This window comes from Bacillus sp. AY2-1 (genome assembly GCF_008368965.1).
Taxonomy (GTDB): domain Bacteria; phylum Bacillota; class Bacilli; order Bacillales; family Bacillaceae_G; genus Bacillus_A; species Bacillus_A thuringiensis_S.
The window spans coordinates 16,421-31,527 of sequence record NZ_QPEL01000053.1 but is presented as its reverse complement, the minus strand read 5'-3'; the positions used below and the strand labels follow the sequence as shown (position 1 = coordinate 31,527).

The following is a 15,107-nucleotide window of genomic DNA, read 5'->3' as shown; positions in this document are numbered from 1 at the left end:
TAATTTCTCTTTTAATTCTTCAAATTCTTTTTTATGATATTTTTCTATGTACATACCGCTTAATTGATCTATTTTATCTCTTACATGACTAATAGAAGTATAGTTATACTGCCACTGTTTCTTATCTTCGGGTAGCTCTTTCATAATTTCGTCAAACAACTTTTTCATTTTTCTTTTCTCAGAAAGGTTTACATCTTTTTTACTTTTAACAATTTTATTTCGTATTAGATCATTAATTTTTTTGTACTCTTCGCTGCGATCCATAATGCTATTTACTACTATTGATTTCATTGCATCAATTGATTTTTGTTTTCTTTTTCCTCGATGCATTCCTTTAAATCTGCCTTTGGAAATTATCCTTCCCTTACTCGGTACAGGTTCGACCATTGCGACATGAACATGAATATTATCTGTATTATAATGAATGGCTGCTGACTAAATTGCTGTATCACGTAATCGTTCTTTTGTCGTCATGACATCCATTGCTTTTCTTGTTACATCTTTTAATTTCTCTTCATCTAACGTTTTGGTTTTTGAATCATAAATACCGTGTTTCTCTAGCCATCCATTGTTAAAACTAATCACATCCTGCCATAAAACGCTTTTATTTTTTTGTGCCTTTTTAAAGGCCTCTTTTAATCTATTCTTACCATCCAATGAAAAAACGTCTTCCTCTTTTGTAAAAAGTGAAGACGTTTTTTCCTCGTTCCCCCTTATAATCTTGATAAGAACTAAATTCATTTCTTTCCTTCTCAACAGCATCTTTTCTTCCAATATAATCAATATAATCCCCGAATTCTTTATCTTGATTTTTACTCAAATCATTTTTGGAATATAAGAATTGACTTTTAATTACTACACCAGGCGTATTCATTCCCTCCCTAATTTCAATTACTTGTACCTTGTTGTCTCTCTATCTTTTTCATTCGAGCATTTGAAATTTCGTCTTTAACAAACTCTTCTGCTTGTACGATTCCTCTAGACTTATACTGATTTGTTGTAGCGAGGTCCTTAAATTTATTCACTGCAAAATAATGATTTGCAAATTGTAATAACATCCTTGTATGTTTATCAGCTAGATTTGTACCAGCTCTAATTCTTCCTAAATCTTCGTGAACTACTTCTTTAACTGCTCCTTTAATTTATTCTAATAGATCATGATTTTAGTTTTGATGTTCAGCTACAATTCTTTCTAATGCATGGCTTGGTTTGATTCCTTTCTCTTCTGCATATTCCTTTATATAAGCAACTGTATTTTCATTTACATAATAAGTTTTATCCACTTTTTTCTTAGACATATTTAAGCTCCTTTGCATATTTTTATTTAATCATTATCCAATTCAACCTCTTCAATAACTCGTAACACACGATTCATAGTTTGTGTATTTTGTTTTATGAGGATCATGTTTTGTTTTTGTAATTCTATATGTTTATCTTGAAGGTCTTTCATATCTTGAAGTACTGCAAGATTACTAATGTATCTATGCAAAAATTCCTGTCTGGAAATCTTTTTTGCCTTAGCTAGTTCATCAATTCGTTTCACTAAACTAGCATCAAGATCACGGATTAACACATTCATAGGGGAGACCTCCAAATTAGTGATTTTAATTGCAAAGAGCATAAGGGTTTTTTGCTATCACCGAGGGTGACAGGTTAGGCAGAGCCTAACAAAAATGTGATATCATCAGAAAGAGAAATTCAATGTATTTCCAATCTAGTTTCAATGTAAATCCAATGCAGTTTCAATGTACTTCTTCAAACCTTTATTTTGAATCACAACTCCTTATATAATGGCAAAAAAATTATCTGATAACTTTTTTATACAACCGAAAAATTATCTGATAATTATATTCGTAATGTTTATATCTCTTTTTATCTTTTAAAATAGTTTAATTTCATTCTGCTAAATTAAACTTTTTACGCTGATCTTCTAATTTCTTCTGAAGATTTTTCTCTTTTGCTTCTAACTCTTTGGTTTTGTTTTCTAGCTCTAATTTTCTCTTTTTATACTGTTCTATTTGTAGCTTTCTTTTTTGAATTTCCGATTCACTTTTTTCTTTTTCATCATTTGTTTGATATACTTTATTTGCTTCAATTCTTTCAATCTCATTTACAATTTTATCTGTTAGTTCATCTTGTAATGGGATTGTTTTCTTTACATTATTTATTTCTATCTTTACAGATTGTAATTCTTCTTCCGTTTCATCTTGTGCGTACTCATTTTCATTTTTTCTTAATAAATCTTTGTTTATTTTTATTTTTCGATAATCCCCTGTTAAAACAATTTTCTTTTCCTTTAGATTATTATTTTCTGCTTTTTGAATGATTCCATTCAACACCTAACATGACTTATTACCTGATAGATACAGAAACTAATCAAACAGTTGCAACTATTCCAATTAACACGCAACATAAAAAAATGGTGAATGGTACTATAAACTATTCAAAGTCGATTCAGGTAAATTTATAGTTGTTCCTAAATATTACAGGGTAGATGTAGAAAATAATTCTAAAATTGGGACAAACATTGGATTTGATTTGTATAATAATGTTTACGAACAATAAAAGAACCAGTACCACCTTAACGTTAGGATAAAATAGATTTATAATTATTATTTTTTAATACTTAACAAGGGGTACCGCCACATCGCTATCAAGCTAAGCTTATGTAAATTCAATTTTAGGCGAGATTTTTTCTTTTTTCTAAAAGGCAAGTGTAGATGATTGGAAAATTTGCATACGAAATAAACCCTAACGGGTTTCACTTTTTAGAATTAAGCGGCTTGATTATCAGACATGGTACAATTGTAAAAGACACCTAATATATCAAAGACCGTTTTTTCTCATATCGATGAGATTTCCGCCCGTTTTGCTGTAGGAGATTGAACAGGCGAAGTAGAACCTTTGATAGCTCTTGGGTGTCTTTCTGTATAGCTTGGAAAAGAAGAAGAAAATAATCTTTAATCATATATATGGCCTTATACTCACTCAGTTCTCGTTTCTTTCTTATAAGAAGTAATTGCCGCATTTGAAACATAATAGAAGAACAGAGTAGAATAGCAATCAATTGTCCATACAAATGACACTCCCACCTTTCTGATTTTATCTTTTTACACTGATGAATTTGAAAGAATGATTTCCACGTTTTAAATAAAATTTCGATTTGCCAACGTAAAGAGTACCAATCATGTACTTGTCCCATCGGGACAATATCTATAGAGGTGTTTGTCATATATACATTGATACCACTAAGTCGTTTACTACGAGGAGAATACTTCATTCCTTTCTTTTTTTCTCTTACAGTTTCATCTTGTAATCGTTTTTGTTGTTGTTCTTTTGTTAGCCGATGAACAATCACACGAGTTGGTACTTTATCAGTCATTCCTACATAAGCATCGGATATTTCGCATGTTTGTCCTGTTTGAAGTGAGTTCATTAAGACCTCCATATCTATCTGTATATACTCTGTACCTTTCTTGATTCTTCCATCTTGAAAATAATCAGGGTTGGGATTTTTTTGATAAATATGTGTATTTGATTTAATACGAGAGATATAGTAAGCCTTTTTATCTTTTATATGTTGAAGATCTTTCAAGTGAAAATAACCTAAATCACGGATACATAAATCATTCGCTTTCACAGTTGGGACACACAGAGAACCATAGGTTCGATTATGTTGTTTACCCGGACCTGTATGAATATGTAGGAACTGTCCACTTAATAGATCATACTCAAGCTGAATCTTCACTCCCGCAGTACGACTGCATCTTCCTGCACCTGGATAAACAGATGAAAATACATCGGGAAGTTGAAATGCAGTTGAATCTAGGATACGAATACGCTTAAAAATAGAAGTGTATGGAGAAGAGAGCAGCTTAGTTGAAAATAACTTTTGGTTGAGAAGTTCGGCTAACACTTGTTGTAGAAATTGCACAGCTGTGGCATTAAATCGTTGATTCAGTCCCTCAGGACTGATGAGCACTTCTGTTGATGCTTCTAAACAGCTACATAACTGAGTTAAAGAGGTTTTGGCAACATTTTGACTAATCCATACACATAAAGATACTAAATCTTTTGCTTGGTACTTACTTGTTCGCTGTACAAACCCAACATCTCTAGCTAGATTCTGTAATGTATTTGGTGATAAGAGACTCTGAATCTCCTGTGCAAATAGTTGTAGTTCGTCAGATACAGAAATAGACATACAAACACGCCATCCTTTCCTATGATTCTACAGAAAGAATAGCGTATTTTTACACTTTAAAGGGGGATGAGAAAAAAATCCAAAAGAAAAGTCGATTCCTAAAAAAGATTTTGAATATTTGATAAAATAAAAACCTAAAAATTGTTATTATTTTTGAATATTACCTAATCCTTTATCTAATCCTTTTACTAACTCTTTCTCTAATCCTTGTACTAATTCTTTCTCTGATCCTTTCTCTAATTCTTTATCTAATCCTTTATCTAATCCTTTCTCCGATTCTTCATTCTTCTTACTATGCCCCTCTACCATTCCCACTAATATTTCTGTTATTATCGACATAGGTACACCTTTATCCAATAACATTTTAAGAAATTCAAATATAGAGAGACCTTGTGAGCTAATTGAATTATATTTGTTATTAATATGTTGTTCTACATTTTTTTCAGAAAGTTGATTATCCCTAGTCTTATTTTCAGGAATATGTTTTTGATTATTGTTCACTATACGTGAAGTTGTAGTACTTGGAGCTGTATTATTTAAAACTGTAGTATTTAAAGGGTAAAGCCTGTTATTTATGCTTGAACTGATTTTCATCTCTCATTTTCCTCTTTCTTTTGTGATAAATTTAATATGAAAGTGTTATTCCTAGCTAATACAAACGTATAAACATTTCATATTCTCTTTTTACATATTCTTTATGCCATAGTGTTATATCGTATATCTATTTATTATAAGTATAATATGTATTACGTTTAAACTAAATAGAACAGTATATAAATGTATACCGTTCTATTTTATAATGTTTTAAAAATCACTATAAATAGATTAAATTCCATTCTTTTTTGCAGGAAACCTATAGGACTGAAATGCGTTTGAATCTAAAATACAAATACGTATGGAATCGATATTTATTGGGTCGTTGTACAAAACGAAATCTCTAGCAAAATCTCGTAAGACATATTATGATAAAAAGCTTTAAATATCTCGAAAAAATAATGTAATTTATCAGATACAAATTTAGACATAAAAAATGCGATCTATTCTTATGTTTCTACAGAAAGAATAAATCGCGTTTTTTCATTTTTGGGGGTATTTTATTTTGTTAGCTTGATGGGCATGTGATGCTACCCCAATAAAGGCAATAATGGTGGAAAAGGAAATCCAACTATTTATGATAATTACCGTACTCTTTATTTATGGGAAGAAGTATTACGACCAGACAGTTTGTTAGATATTTTATTCCGTTTTGTCTTTGTAAAGAAAGACGATATTCTAGATTCTTATTTATTGCAAACAAAAACCCCCGCAGGTTATCCCGCGAAGGATCAAACCAGCATAATTTTTTATATTTATCAGGGCTATAGCGGTTCCATTTGATTCGCGAAGTTCACCAATCCACGGCCGCCTGACGCTACGTTGTTGTTCTCGGCCACAATTGGACCAACCGTGCGGTACTCATCGCCGGAGTGGACGCCAATCATGTACGTGCCATTCGGGAAGGATGCGAACAGCGGTCCGCCGGAATTGCCGTCCGTGGCATCGCCACGATGCTCGATTTCGGTGAAGTCCCCTGAGGGATCGTCATCAATGACTGAAATCCCGGACTGGAGCGTAGGTCGCTCTCCACGAGTAAGACTGCCGGGGTACCCGACGAGGGTCCACATTCCGCGGTCCTCCCAGTCATCGTTATACTGCTTGATTCCCATCCAGCCAAGCGCATCACCGAGCGGATCGTACAGCTTTATAATGGCGATATCGCGGTCCTGGTTGGCATCGGTCACGGTGCTCACGAGTGCGCGGTACGATTCGGTCCACGAGGCCTTGCCCACCGTCGAGATGCCGTCGAAGTAGCCGGGAACGAACCGGATCCCCCACCGTCCGGGACTGCCATCGCGCGGCATTAGATGCGCGCTGGTTGCCACGATCCGGTGCCCGACAAGAGTTCCCGTGCCTAATCGTTTGAGAACACCATTCTCAAAGACTTCGATACGGCCGATGCACGTCCACGGGTATCCCTCGGGACGAAACACCGTGCGATTCTCCGGCTCATACAGCCGGTGCGTCCGAATGCGTTCGGCTTCACGGCCCTTCACCGCCATGTCCGGTGAAAGCGGAGCCAGCTTAGGGTGATATATCTGATCCTGCCACGCCGGCTTAAAGGGCTGCCGAACAACGCTGTCATTAGGTTCCGCCGCTTGCGGCACCGACAGTTGGGTCTGCCCATCCTGGCCCAGCCGTCCGATAAACATGCCGGCCGGTAGCAAAAACGACGACGTCGAGGCGAGTTCCTCGGCCAATACGTCTATTACCTGGGCATTCCTATTGGTCCCGGATATGTGGATTCTCCGGTCAGACATCGACTCCTGTAGGTCCGTCGGCATCGATTCCGAGGCGCGCATGTTCTCATAGGTCAATAGCTGATCTGGTGTTAATGGATTCTCGAATTCTTTCATAACTTATCCTCCTCACAATCATTTATTTCTCACAAAGGTATATTGCCCTATCTGTTAATAAATATTCTGCATTCATAGAAAAAACGATTGGGTCAAATCGATAAGAACTGTATCGATGATAAATATCAGGATTGTTATACGTCAAATAGATGCAAGACAAGGAACAAACATAATATAAGACGGTGAACAGTGGGATAAGGCAATTTATGAATTAAATCAGGAAACTAAAGATGCTTATGCTAAAGCACTTGAAAAGAAAATGGAAGAACATGCAAAGTGATAGATTAACTTATCACAATACATACTTGATATATTATTTGATTTAGCGGGCACCTTCATGAAAGTTGTGCGCTCTATATTTAAAGCTTTTCGTTTAATAGGTTTAATTGTAAAGCCTGTACTTAAAGCATTATCGATAAGTAAATTTTAGTATAATAGCAATAAAAAAGCCGTCATATGACAGCTCTTATTTTTGTTCATCAAACTATTCTTTTGTATAGAAGTATTTTAATCCTTTAGCATCTAACCACGCCGTCGCTTTGTCTAACTCGTTGCCTTGACGATAATCTGTCTCAAAATGCGCAAGCCCTCGACGATCTCCACGAGAAACTATTTTAGAAGTATATCCAAGACTATCCATCATTTGAACCATATCAGGAATTAAATTTACACCAAACTCATAAGTGATTACTTTATTATATTTATTCACTATAATTCCAACTCCTTCTTGTGTTGTTGCTTGCTCAACAGTTTGATTAGTAAACCACGCTAACGATTTATTTCCAACCAACTTATTTAAATCACACTTTCCGATACCAGCTACATTCCCTGTTTCTGTATATTGCCAAATATCACATGGGTACGCTGGTTTGTTACCACCATAACGAGGAATCCATACAAAGTCACTCTTTACATTTGCCATTCCAAATGGAGCATACATATGATGGCCAACATATAAACCGACTTTTTTAGCACCTAATCGACGTAATTCATTGATAAAAGCCTGTGTACCTGCCCGCATATTATCCATTGTTTTCACTTCTACATCAGCCACCCAAACTGTTGCACTCTTGTCACCACGTTTCCAGAAATCACGAGCTTCTACACGTGCATCATTTTCAGAAACGAAACGACAGAATGCATAGTTACCAAATGGTACATTTCGTTGCTTCATAGCCTGTACATATTTTTGATACATTCTATCTCTAACTCTTGAACCATCCTGCACACGAGCAATAACTAAATCCAATTGAGAAGCTGCTTGGCCCCAATCGATATTACCGTTATGATGAGAAATATCTACAATGTAACCCATTATTTATCGTCTCCTTCATATTGTTTGTCAGCAAACCATTTACCAGCATTAGGATTAGAAATTACACCTGCAGCAGGTAAAATAACCAACATCACGTCTACATACTCTTGATATCGCCCTAAATTAAAATTAGGGACAGTATCCATTATTATCATTCCCAACAGTGCAAATAAAGCTATCCATAATCCTCAATTTTTTAGTTTTTCTTTCATTATTTATCCCTACTTTCCTAAGAATTTAAAAAGCAATGCGATTGTTCCAGCAATAATTGATCCAATTACTGTTGTTCCCATCCAAAAAACTAAACAATCTACACTTAAATGCTCGCTTTTCGCTGACTGCTGTGCCTCAATTGCTAATTCTCTCACGTTACCAAGACCATCAATTTTTGTTTTTACTAATTAAATGTAAATTTCATAATGATATTACTTTAATCCCTTTATTAACTTATTTTATAAAAATATAATAAAATTTGGTACGTGAAATTTCATTACAACGCATTTGAGAGAAATACATATCAAATATTGGATTAATTATAAGAAATTCAGATTTAATAAGCTCAATATCTGAGAAGCCTTTCAGCCATTGAATTGTATGTTCTTTTTAAAAATCAGAAAAAAATCAAATTCAAAATATATAATATAGAAAATACAAAAATGTTAAATTTTAAGGATATAATTGGTTATAATATAGCTACTTAAAGTGGCTTTTTACTGTAGATTTTTATTCAATTAACTACTAAAATCTTTTTTAATATTTATATCTTCCGCATTACGAATAATGCAAAATAAACAGCAGGAGATGAGGGTATGTTAAAAGTAATAGAAAACAAAGTGGGTTTAATAGCAGGAATTAGTTTATTTTTATTGCTTTTAGCTAATTCTTATATAAAAAATGAAATTTGGGTCATTTGTATAGATATCTTTTTAGCTTTGGTTAACTTAGCTTTGCTTATTATTTCTAGATTGAAACTGCATCCTTCTAATTAATAAGTACTACTTAAAAAACATAATAAAAAAGAGTGCTATTAAAATATGCACTCTTTCAAAAGAATTTACCAATCTCGATGGTCACCATGATTATGCTCACGATCGCGGTCATGATTACGTCTACGACGACACTCATCACAATCGCAGTCACGTCTACAATGACAGTCGTTAAAATCGTTTCTTCTTCGTCTACGGCCGCATCCGCAAAATACTAAATCATCCCAAAATCTATTACAATCTCGAGAATGCCTAAAATTATTATTCCATCCCATAGATATGATTCCCTCCTCTAAAAATAGAATTCATCATATTCTATGATTAAAAGGTAGAAATAGTTTGTTTACTAGTCTATGTTTCAGACTAATAATATTTCAATTTGCAAGTCTATCTCACCCCTTATCTTTCCTTAACATCAAACAAGACGCTAACCAGAACACCGCAGCGCCTACGGTACTTGCCATACACTTCATCAAAATCATTTATCCTCACTTTATTTATTTCTTTGTTTCCATACCCCATTCTCTTTACGATAAGTATTCTTGCCATCCATGAAGTCAGCTGTATTACCCGGAATGCTATATTACTTATTCTTTTTCTTAGCCTTCTTCTTCAGTCTCTTCTCTTTTTGAATAGCTTGCAAATCTACCTTCCATTGTTTCATTAAATCCTTTTCACGTCGCATCGAATTTGTACCCCTTTGATTAAAATGTGAACTAACCAATTAGATTCTACCTATTTATGTAGAATCCTTTAACCCAAATGTCCATTTTATTCACCCCCTCGTTTAACATGTACCAATTAATTTTTTCCCTTCTATATAGACCAACGATATATTATAATTCTTTATATCTCCAAGAAGGTTTAGCATGCTTAATTCTCATAAAATATTCCCCGTCTTAGGATTCTTTTGGTTTTTATACGGTTTTATTGGTCTCATATTTTTATTACTATTCCTTAGCGTATCGTAACAACGCGTATACATATATGCTTAATGTGTAATTTCTATATAACAAAGAAAAAAGCACCCGTTATGGATGCTTTTGATTACTTATGCGCTTAATTTTTCAGTAATCTCTTCTGCTGTTAAATCATATTGTTATTCCTCACTGTCTATAAAATGATTAGTTCGTTAAGTTTCAATATGTAATATTGCATATTCTTTACTTTCAATTTCCATACATGCAATAATTTATTTATAAAAATACAAAATATTAGTAAGGATGATTTATATGAACAAATTCCGGAAGAAGATAATTAAATTCTTACAAACTTTTTGGGGATGCTTAGTATTTGGTGTATTAATGTTTGCTATCTTCTTAATTATAGATCTAACAGATACACCTTTAAATACATTAAGTTGGAGAGATTGGCTAGGTTCTTCAGTAGGTGCAGCCATTGTATCTGTAGGAATGTTTACTTTAAGTAACTTGGATTTAAAATAATTTTTCCGTCAATACTATATGTAGGCTGTATGTCAATACTCATTTGAAGTAATTTTCTTTGTATCTCCTTGTATTGAGCAGTTAACTTTTGCTAACTGCTTTTTTACTCGTAACCATTATTGACAAGCTATCATATAATGTAGTCATACCTTTCTTAAAATTAAGTTCGTCACTTGAATTATAAAAATGGGATTAAACCCTATAACCTTTTCAAGAATCATCCATATTTTATTCCTGAAAAAGTGCTTTATTTTACTGAAAGGTGGTTGCGGAAACAACTGCCTTTTTATTTATGACAAAAGGATAATTTTTTTCAAATGTTCACTACTAATAATCAATAAATATCTTATAATTGTTATATATAAAATAATTTGTTTAGGAGCAGATTAAATGCCAGTTACACTAGAACTTATTCTTTTTATTCTTATAGCAATTAGTGCTGTTGGCTATTTGATAAAAGAATCTCAAAAAACTAAGAAAAGAACCCTTGGAATTTCACTAGAACTTTTAGTTCTTTTCTGGTCAATATGGAGAATATCGACTATTATAATCCAAATTTCGGAATATAATCTCTCGTGAATAAAACTCAATATTCCGTCAATACTTTATATGACATTAGATTTTCTCCTTGTTCCCCCTTGGAGAACCGAGCAGTTAGCTTTTGCTGGCTGCTCTTTGCCTGTAAAAATACACTCCATTAACAAGAAACGCATATAATATTCTGTGTTCCTTTCTTTATAAAATAAAGTAGTCTTCACAAAATGGATCTCGTCACGAGAGCACTTAATAAAGTGCTCTTTTTTGTTTTTAAAATAAACAAAATAAAATTTTTATTTATTTTTCTTTCATATATAATATTTTAATATTTGTTTATGATATAGTTGTAACTTTTTTTACAACATATATCTGTATCCAGTGAAACTTCTAAAATTGTACAACCGAGCAATTAGCTACTTTAGCTAGCTGCCTTATTATGTAAAATAAAGCATTTATAAAAAGCTTTCTCAACACCTAATTGATGGAATTCAATTACCTTTTTTGGTAATCTATTGGTAATCCCGTAAAAATCTATCGTTCCATTCACAGGACCCGTCCCCCTAATCGGGTCCTGTGAAATGTTCTCTATTAAAATGGTGTTTTGGTTCAACTATCGTCTTCATCTCCCCATGTCCTACAATTCAATATGCAACATTATATATTAAATTTATAAACATGTAATAATTGATTTATACAATATTTAAAATTAATATCGAAAGAAGGATACTAAATGTCTTTCTTTTCGTGGTCTCCTCTTATTTTCTTAACAGTTGTTGCAATCATCATTTCTATTAAAAAGACTAAGAAACAATAGCTTTAAATAGTTACAATAAGTTATTTTTAGAAGGTGTAGTTATGTCATTTGCAGCATGAAGTGCAATTTTTATGACTTTAATCGGAGCAATATTTGGTACAATTCCTTCTAAAAGGAGTAAAAATACCAACTAAAAACCTACTAATAAAAATGAATTTTTTTAGTGACAGCTGATACAATCTTAATATTTCATCTGTCATTTTCTATTCAAATAACTATTTTTTCACTTTTTTGATACATTTATGAAACATTTATGTGTTAACTTCAGTAGGTTCTTTTCTTTTCATAAATTGTGTGAATTATACCCACACAAGAAGCTCTAGATCCCTAAATCTAGGGCTCCTTCGTTTAAATATATATTTTTTCAATTCGATGTATAGACGACTATATATTTGAATGTTAAAATATTATTGTGATTACCGCATGGTTTCACATACGACTTTTTTTCTTCGGTTATGGGGTTCTTACGTAATAGTAAGAGCCATTTTTTTATTCCAATAATTTTTTTGTTAAAAATTTACACACACGTACTTTTAGATATATAATTAATTTATCAATATATTAGGAGTGTTAAGTATGTCAGGAACAATAATGATTTTATTATATATTTGTTTCGGAATGAGTGTCATTTTTAGCTTAATAAGGGAATTTCGAAAACCACAGAAAAACCAGTTCTTAATTTTAGTTGATTCTTTAATTTTGCTAGGAGCTCTATTCCTAGTAAGTAGTATCTTCATCTAAATCAATAATCACGTAACTCGGTACTATTAAGTTTTCTTTACCGCATACATTATATTTAGGATTTCCATATGCAGAAATCCCTTTAATAATTTCAATTTCTAATAAATCCATGTCTTTGTTATCAAATATTTCAATCACATGTAAAAGTTACGTAAAGATTGCTATGATTTAATCCTTCCACCCCAGAAACGTTATATAATGAAATTGCAAACATTAGGTTTTACCTTTCTGTACGACATAATTCTTTGCTAGGAGCAAATCCTAGCCTTTTTTATTTCACCCTCCGTTAATCCGAATTCCAGATTCCCTCTTTCAATTACATTAGCTTGCATGCTAGCCTCTTTAGGGAATTCAGTGTAATCAACAAGTATACACTCCTCCCCTTTAAAACCACTATCCTCAGTTCCAAGAATCACGCGTCATACCACTGCGGGCGTACCTGCAATTCATATCCTGGTGGGATCTCCAAAGCTAATCCCATTTGTACAACCTTTGTTTGGCCCGGCCAAATAATCGTGTCCTCTGCTGCTACAAGATCAAAACCAGCATCACCAGAATTTACATATCTTGGTAACTCCGCATCTTTTACAGATTTTCCGAACAGGAAATCCCACTACGGTGCGATAGCACCCACTTTAGGGGTGGGGTGGGATGAGAGTGAAGTCAAATGCGCTGTACAAATAAAACACCGAATGTATGTTCCGCACATCAAGAATTTGAAATGGTATCATTTTCATAATAGACAAGTAAAAGTCCCTAAAACAATCTTGTTCTCTAAAAACAGAATACATATGAGATTGGAGTAACAAATTCTTCTACTCCGTAAAATGTATTGAGTCGTCAAGCACAAGACGCTAAAACACATTTGAGAACTCACAATCTGACTCATTTGGTAATAGAATGAGTGCCGTATCTGCTATATGCACTGGATACCGAGTGGTAATGGCACACCGCAATCTTGCACGTCAGCGATACTAGAAATAGACTTCGCCTTTAGTAGTAAGAATCCCACTGACATTAGTCAGCTTGTGGCTTTAGCCGTGGGAGTGTCAATTACCTCCCTTTGCTTTGATTAATAATTGAGTCACTTCGTAAACACCATGTTGTATTTCCATCATTCTTATTACTCCCCTTATTCATGCTTCTCACTGCTCTTAATATTCTACTTACTGCTAACTTTTCAATTGACATCACATATCTCCTTTTCCCTAAATCAAATAAAAAAAGCCCTTTGGGACCTTTTGAAGCGCAAACTTCTTCGGAATTAGATACAATTCTAGCAATCTATATTTACCAAGCTATAACGGTCCCCCTTATTACGTTCATTAATGTTTTCCAATTACCTTTTTTGGTACAGTATGCTCTCTACTAAACAATTAAATGCGCTATTAAGTGTATACTTGTTAACCATAATCAATCCCTTGTAAACAAACATCATAACATTGTATTTTAATTAAAATTATTTAGTCTTACTTAAAAACAATTTAGAACAAAGACTATAAAACAGTCATATAATTATCAATTTCATGTTAATACCAATAGAAAATCAATACATCTCGCCCATATTTAACATTAACATATCAACTAAGATTAACATATCAACCGAAGCGCGCCAACTTTATCACTATTATCCATCGATTGACATTAACATAATATTAACAAGCGGACACTTAACAGAAATGTTTGTGCTTATCTAAACTTCAAGATCTATATTATTTGAACATTAGTCCATTGCAATAGATTGTAAGGAATTATATTAAGTGATTAACTAGCATTAAAAATATTTCAATGCTAATAAGATATAAAAAAAGAAACAACATAAAACTATCAATCTCATGTTGATACCGATGAAACGACAACTGATTTCCAATCTTTCATTTGGTATTAACATGTTAAGTAAGATTAACATGTTAAGTAATTATTTTCTTTTGTTATCAATATTATTCTGATTAAGATTGACATAACATTAACAATCCGACATCAAAAAGAAGAACTGTTTATAACTTTCAAGATTTCAAAGTCTCTATTGGCTGTTTTTTCTTCTGCGGTAGTTTTCTCAAAGCGAATCTAGTGAAGATTTATCCCGGGAAATGTTTCGACACTATCAAAAAATAGTTAAAAATTCAATTGAGTAATAAATGATTACAGCAATTCAATGATTTTCACCCTTTAACTATCATTTACATAGAGATAAAAAACAACAAATAGACAGGAATACTGTCTGTATTGTTAATCTCATATCAACAATTTGTATTTAACATTAATATAACATTAACAATTAAGTGGTTGAAATACGCATAAATGCAACTCTCGAAGATCCAAAATCTGAATTAGTTATAAATTTATCTAATACAACAGATTTCTATTGAAAAGTCAAAAAACACTTTAAAAGAACTATAATTGTGGTTAGAAGCTAACAAGAAAGCCATACAAATGATTATTTCTTATTAGTGACATCAAAAAAATAACAGTTTTCTTTTCTTTTATCATTGATATATAACCTGAGATTGACATGTTAAGCGTTTTTTCTTTCGGTATTATTATGTCAACTATCTTTAATTAGTATTGACATAACATTAACAATTGTTGGTTCTAAAGTTGAGAATATACAT

General features: G+C 32.9%; 14 protein-coding genes and 5 pseudogenes. 4 read left to right on the top strand and 15 right to left on the bottom strand.

The features are described 5' to 3' along the window. The 11 genes and pseudogenes from mobP2 to DN403_RS13755 form a co-directional block, all read right to left on the bottom strand. Positions 1 to 741: pseudogene (mobP2, locus tag DN403_RS13800) on the bottom strand (MobP2 family relaxase); the annotation flags it as partial. Between the two features lie 146 nt (positions 742 to 887). Beyond that, a complete protein-coding gene (locus tag DN403_RS31760) occupies positions 888 to 1,058 on the bottom strand; it encodes a hypothetical protein (protein ID WP_242469802.1) in 171 nt (56 codons plus the stop codon). A 105-nt stretch (positions 1,059 to 1,163) separates the two neighbouring features. Next, on the bottom strand, positions 1,164 to 1,298 hold the full coding sequence (locus tag DN403_RS31755; RefSeq protein ID WP_255451952.1) for a hypothetical protein: 135 nt from the start codon (positions 1,296 to 1,298) through the stop codon (positions 1,164 to 1,166). Between the two features lie 26 nt (positions 1,299 to 1,324). Next, positions 1,325 to 1,579, bottom strand: a complete 255-nt coding sequence (locus DN403_RS13790) for a ribbon-helix-helix protein, CopG family (RefSeq protein WP_149185537.1) — start codon at positions 1,577 to 1,579, stop codon at positions 1,325 to 1,327. A 316-nt stretch (positions 1,580 to 1,895) separates the two neighbouring features. Further along, positions 1,896 to 2,339: a hypothetical protein gene (locus DN403_RS13785; protein ID WP_242469804.1), complete on the bottom strand. Its 444-nt coding sequence runs from the start codon at positions 2,337 to 2,339 to the stop codon at positions 1,896 to 1,898. A gap of 435 nt (positions 2,340 to 2,774) precedes the next feature. Beyond that, positions 2,775 to 4,204 (bottom strand): annotated as a pseudogene (locus DN403_RS13780) (IS4 family transposase). 147 nt (positions 4,205 to 4,351) lie between these two features. Further along, a complete protein-coding gene (locus DN403_RS13775; RefSeq protein ID WP_149185536.1) occupies positions 4,352 to 4,798 on the bottom strand; it encodes a hypothetical protein in 447 nt (148 codons plus the stop codon). Positions 4,799 to 5,562: 764 nt separating this feature from the next. Then, positions 5,563 to 6,657, bottom strand: coding sequence for a trypsin-like serine peptidase (locus DN403_RS13770; protein WP_098834086.1), 1,095 nt, complete (start codon positions 6,655 to 6,657; stop codon positions 5,563 to 5,565). A 484-nt stretch (positions 6,658 to 7,141) separates the two neighbouring features. After that, positions 7,142 to 7,972, bottom strand: coding sequence for a GH25 family lysozyme (locus DN403_RS13765; protein ID WP_061667525.1), 831 nt, complete (start codon positions 7,970 to 7,972; stop codon positions 7,142 to 7,144). Then, complete coding sequence (locus tag DN403_RS13760) at positions 7,972 to 8,118, bottom strand: hypothetical protein (protein ID WP_242469805.1); 147 nt, start codon at positions 8,116 to 8,118, stop codon at positions 7,972 to 7,974. Before DN403_RS13760 ends, DN403_RS13765 begins: the two co-directional genes overlap by 1 nt. Before the next feature lie 75 nt (positions 8,119 to 8,193). Beyond that, a pseudogene (locus tag DN403_RS13755) lies at positions 8,194 to 8,370 on the bottom strand (hemolysin XhlA family protein); the annotation flags it as partial. Between the two features lie 411 nt (positions 8,371 to 8,781). On the opposite strand from DN403_RS13755, the gene DN403_RS13750 reads away from it, so the two are divergent. Further along, the gene (locus tag DN403_RS13750) at positions 8,782 to 8,961 is read left to right on the top strand and encodes a hypothetical protein (RefSeq protein ID WP_097888389.1); all 180 of its coding nucleotides are present in this window, start codon (positions 8,782 to 8,784) and stop codon (positions 8,959 to 8,961) included. Between the two features lie 65 nt (positions 8,962 to 9,026). Here the strand turns inward: DN403_RS13750 and DN403_RS13745 are convergent, their stop codons facing one another. Further along, entirely contained in the window at positions 9,027 to 9,233 is a 207-nt protein-coding gene (locus DN403_RS13745) for a hypothetical protein (RefSeq protein WP_097961996.1), read from the bottom strand. Positions 9,234 to 9,451: 218 nt separating this feature from the next. Beyond that, positions 9,452 to 9,643: pseudogene (locus DN403_RS13740) on the bottom strand (hypothetical protein). Between the two features lie 547 nt (positions 9,644 to 10,190). Between DN403_RS13740 and DN403_RS13735 the strand changes: the two are divergent. After that, on the top strand, positions 10,191 to 10,403 hold the full coding sequence (locus DN403_RS13735) for a hypothetical protein (protein ID WP_061667523.1): 213 nt from the start codon (positions 10,191 to 10,193) through the stop codon (positions 10,401 to 10,403). Between the two features lie 390 nt (positions 10,404 to 10,793). Beyond that, entirely contained in the window at positions 10,794 to 10,982 is a 189-nt protein-coding gene (locus DN403_RS13725) for a hypothetical protein (RefSeq protein ID WP_001145518.1), read from the top strand. Positions 10,983 to 11,358: 376 nt separating this feature from the next. On the opposite strand, the gene DN403_RS31750 is transcribed toward DN403_RS13725, so the two are convergent. After that, positions 11,359 to 11,487 carry a hypothetical protein gene (locus tag DN403_RS31750; protein ID WP_255451949.1) on the bottom strand — a complete coding sequence of 43 codons (129 nt, stop codon included), beginning with the start codon at positions 11,485 to 11,487 and terminating at the stop codon, positions 11,359 to 11,361. 843 nt (positions 11,488 to 12,330) lie between these two features. On the opposite strand from DN403_RS31750, the gene DN403_RS31145 reads away from it, so the two are divergent. Next, positions 12,331 to 12,495 (top strand): hypothetical protein, encoded by a 165-nt coding sequence (locus DN403_RS31145; protein ID WP_097888391.1) that lies wholly within the window; start codon positions 12,331 to 12,333, stop codon positions 12,493 to 12,495. 305 nt (positions 12,496 to 12,800) lie between these two features. On the opposite strand, the pseudogene DN403_RS13720 reads toward DN403_RS31145, so the two are convergent. Next, positions 12,801 to 13,099, bottom strand: a pseudogene (locus DN403_RS13720) (dUTP diphosphatase); the annotation flags it as partial. Positions 13,100 to 15,107: the final 2,008 nt, after the last annotated feature.

Coding starts and splice junctions, on each gene's coding strand:
- DN403_RS13745 (WP_097961996.1), bottom strand. CDS start 9,233: ATGGGATGGAATAATAATTTTAGGCATTCTCGAGATTGTAATAGATTT.
- DN403_RS13750 (WP_097888389.1), top strand. CDS start 8,782: ATGTTAAAAGTAATAGAAAACAAAGTGGGTTTAATAGCAGGAATTAGT.
- DN403_RS13765 (WP_061667525.1), bottom strand. CDS start 7,972: ATGGGTTACATTGTAGATATTTCTCATCATAACGGTAATATCGATTGG.
- DN403_RS13775 (WP_149185536.1), bottom strand. CDS start 4,798: ATGAAAATCAGTTCAAGCATAAATAACAGGCTTTACCCTTTAAATACT.
- DN403_RS13790 (WP_149185537.1), bottom strand. CDS start 1,579: ATGAATGTGTTAATCCGTGATCTTGATGCTAGTTTAGTGAAACGAATT.
- DN403_RS31145 (WP_097888391.1), top strand. CDS start 12,331: ATGTCAGGAACAATAATGATTTTATTATATATTTGTTTCGGAATGAGT.
- DN403_RS31760 (WP_242469802.1), bottom strand. CDS start 1,058: ATGTTATTACAATTTGCAAATCATTATTTTGCAGTGAATAAATTTAAG.
- DN403_RS31755 (WP_255451952.1), bottom strand. CDS start 1,298: ATGTCTAAGAAAAAAGTGGATAAAACTTATTATGTAAATGAAAATACA.
- DN403_RS13770 (WP_098834086.1), bottom strand. CDS start 6,657: ATGAAAGAATTCGAGAATCCATTAACACCAGATCAGCTATTGACCTAT.
- DN403_RS13725 (WP_001145518.1), top strand. CDS start 10,794: ATGCCAGTTACACTAGAACTTATTCTTTTTATTCTTATAGCAATTAGT.
- DN403_RS13735 (WP_061667523.1), top strand. CDS start 10,191: ATGAACAAATTCCGGAAGAAGATAATTAAATTCTTACAAACTTTTTGG.
- DN403_RS13760 (WP_242469805.1), bottom strand. CDS start 8,118: ATGGATACTGTCCCTAATTTTAATTTAGGGCGATATCAAGAGTATGTA.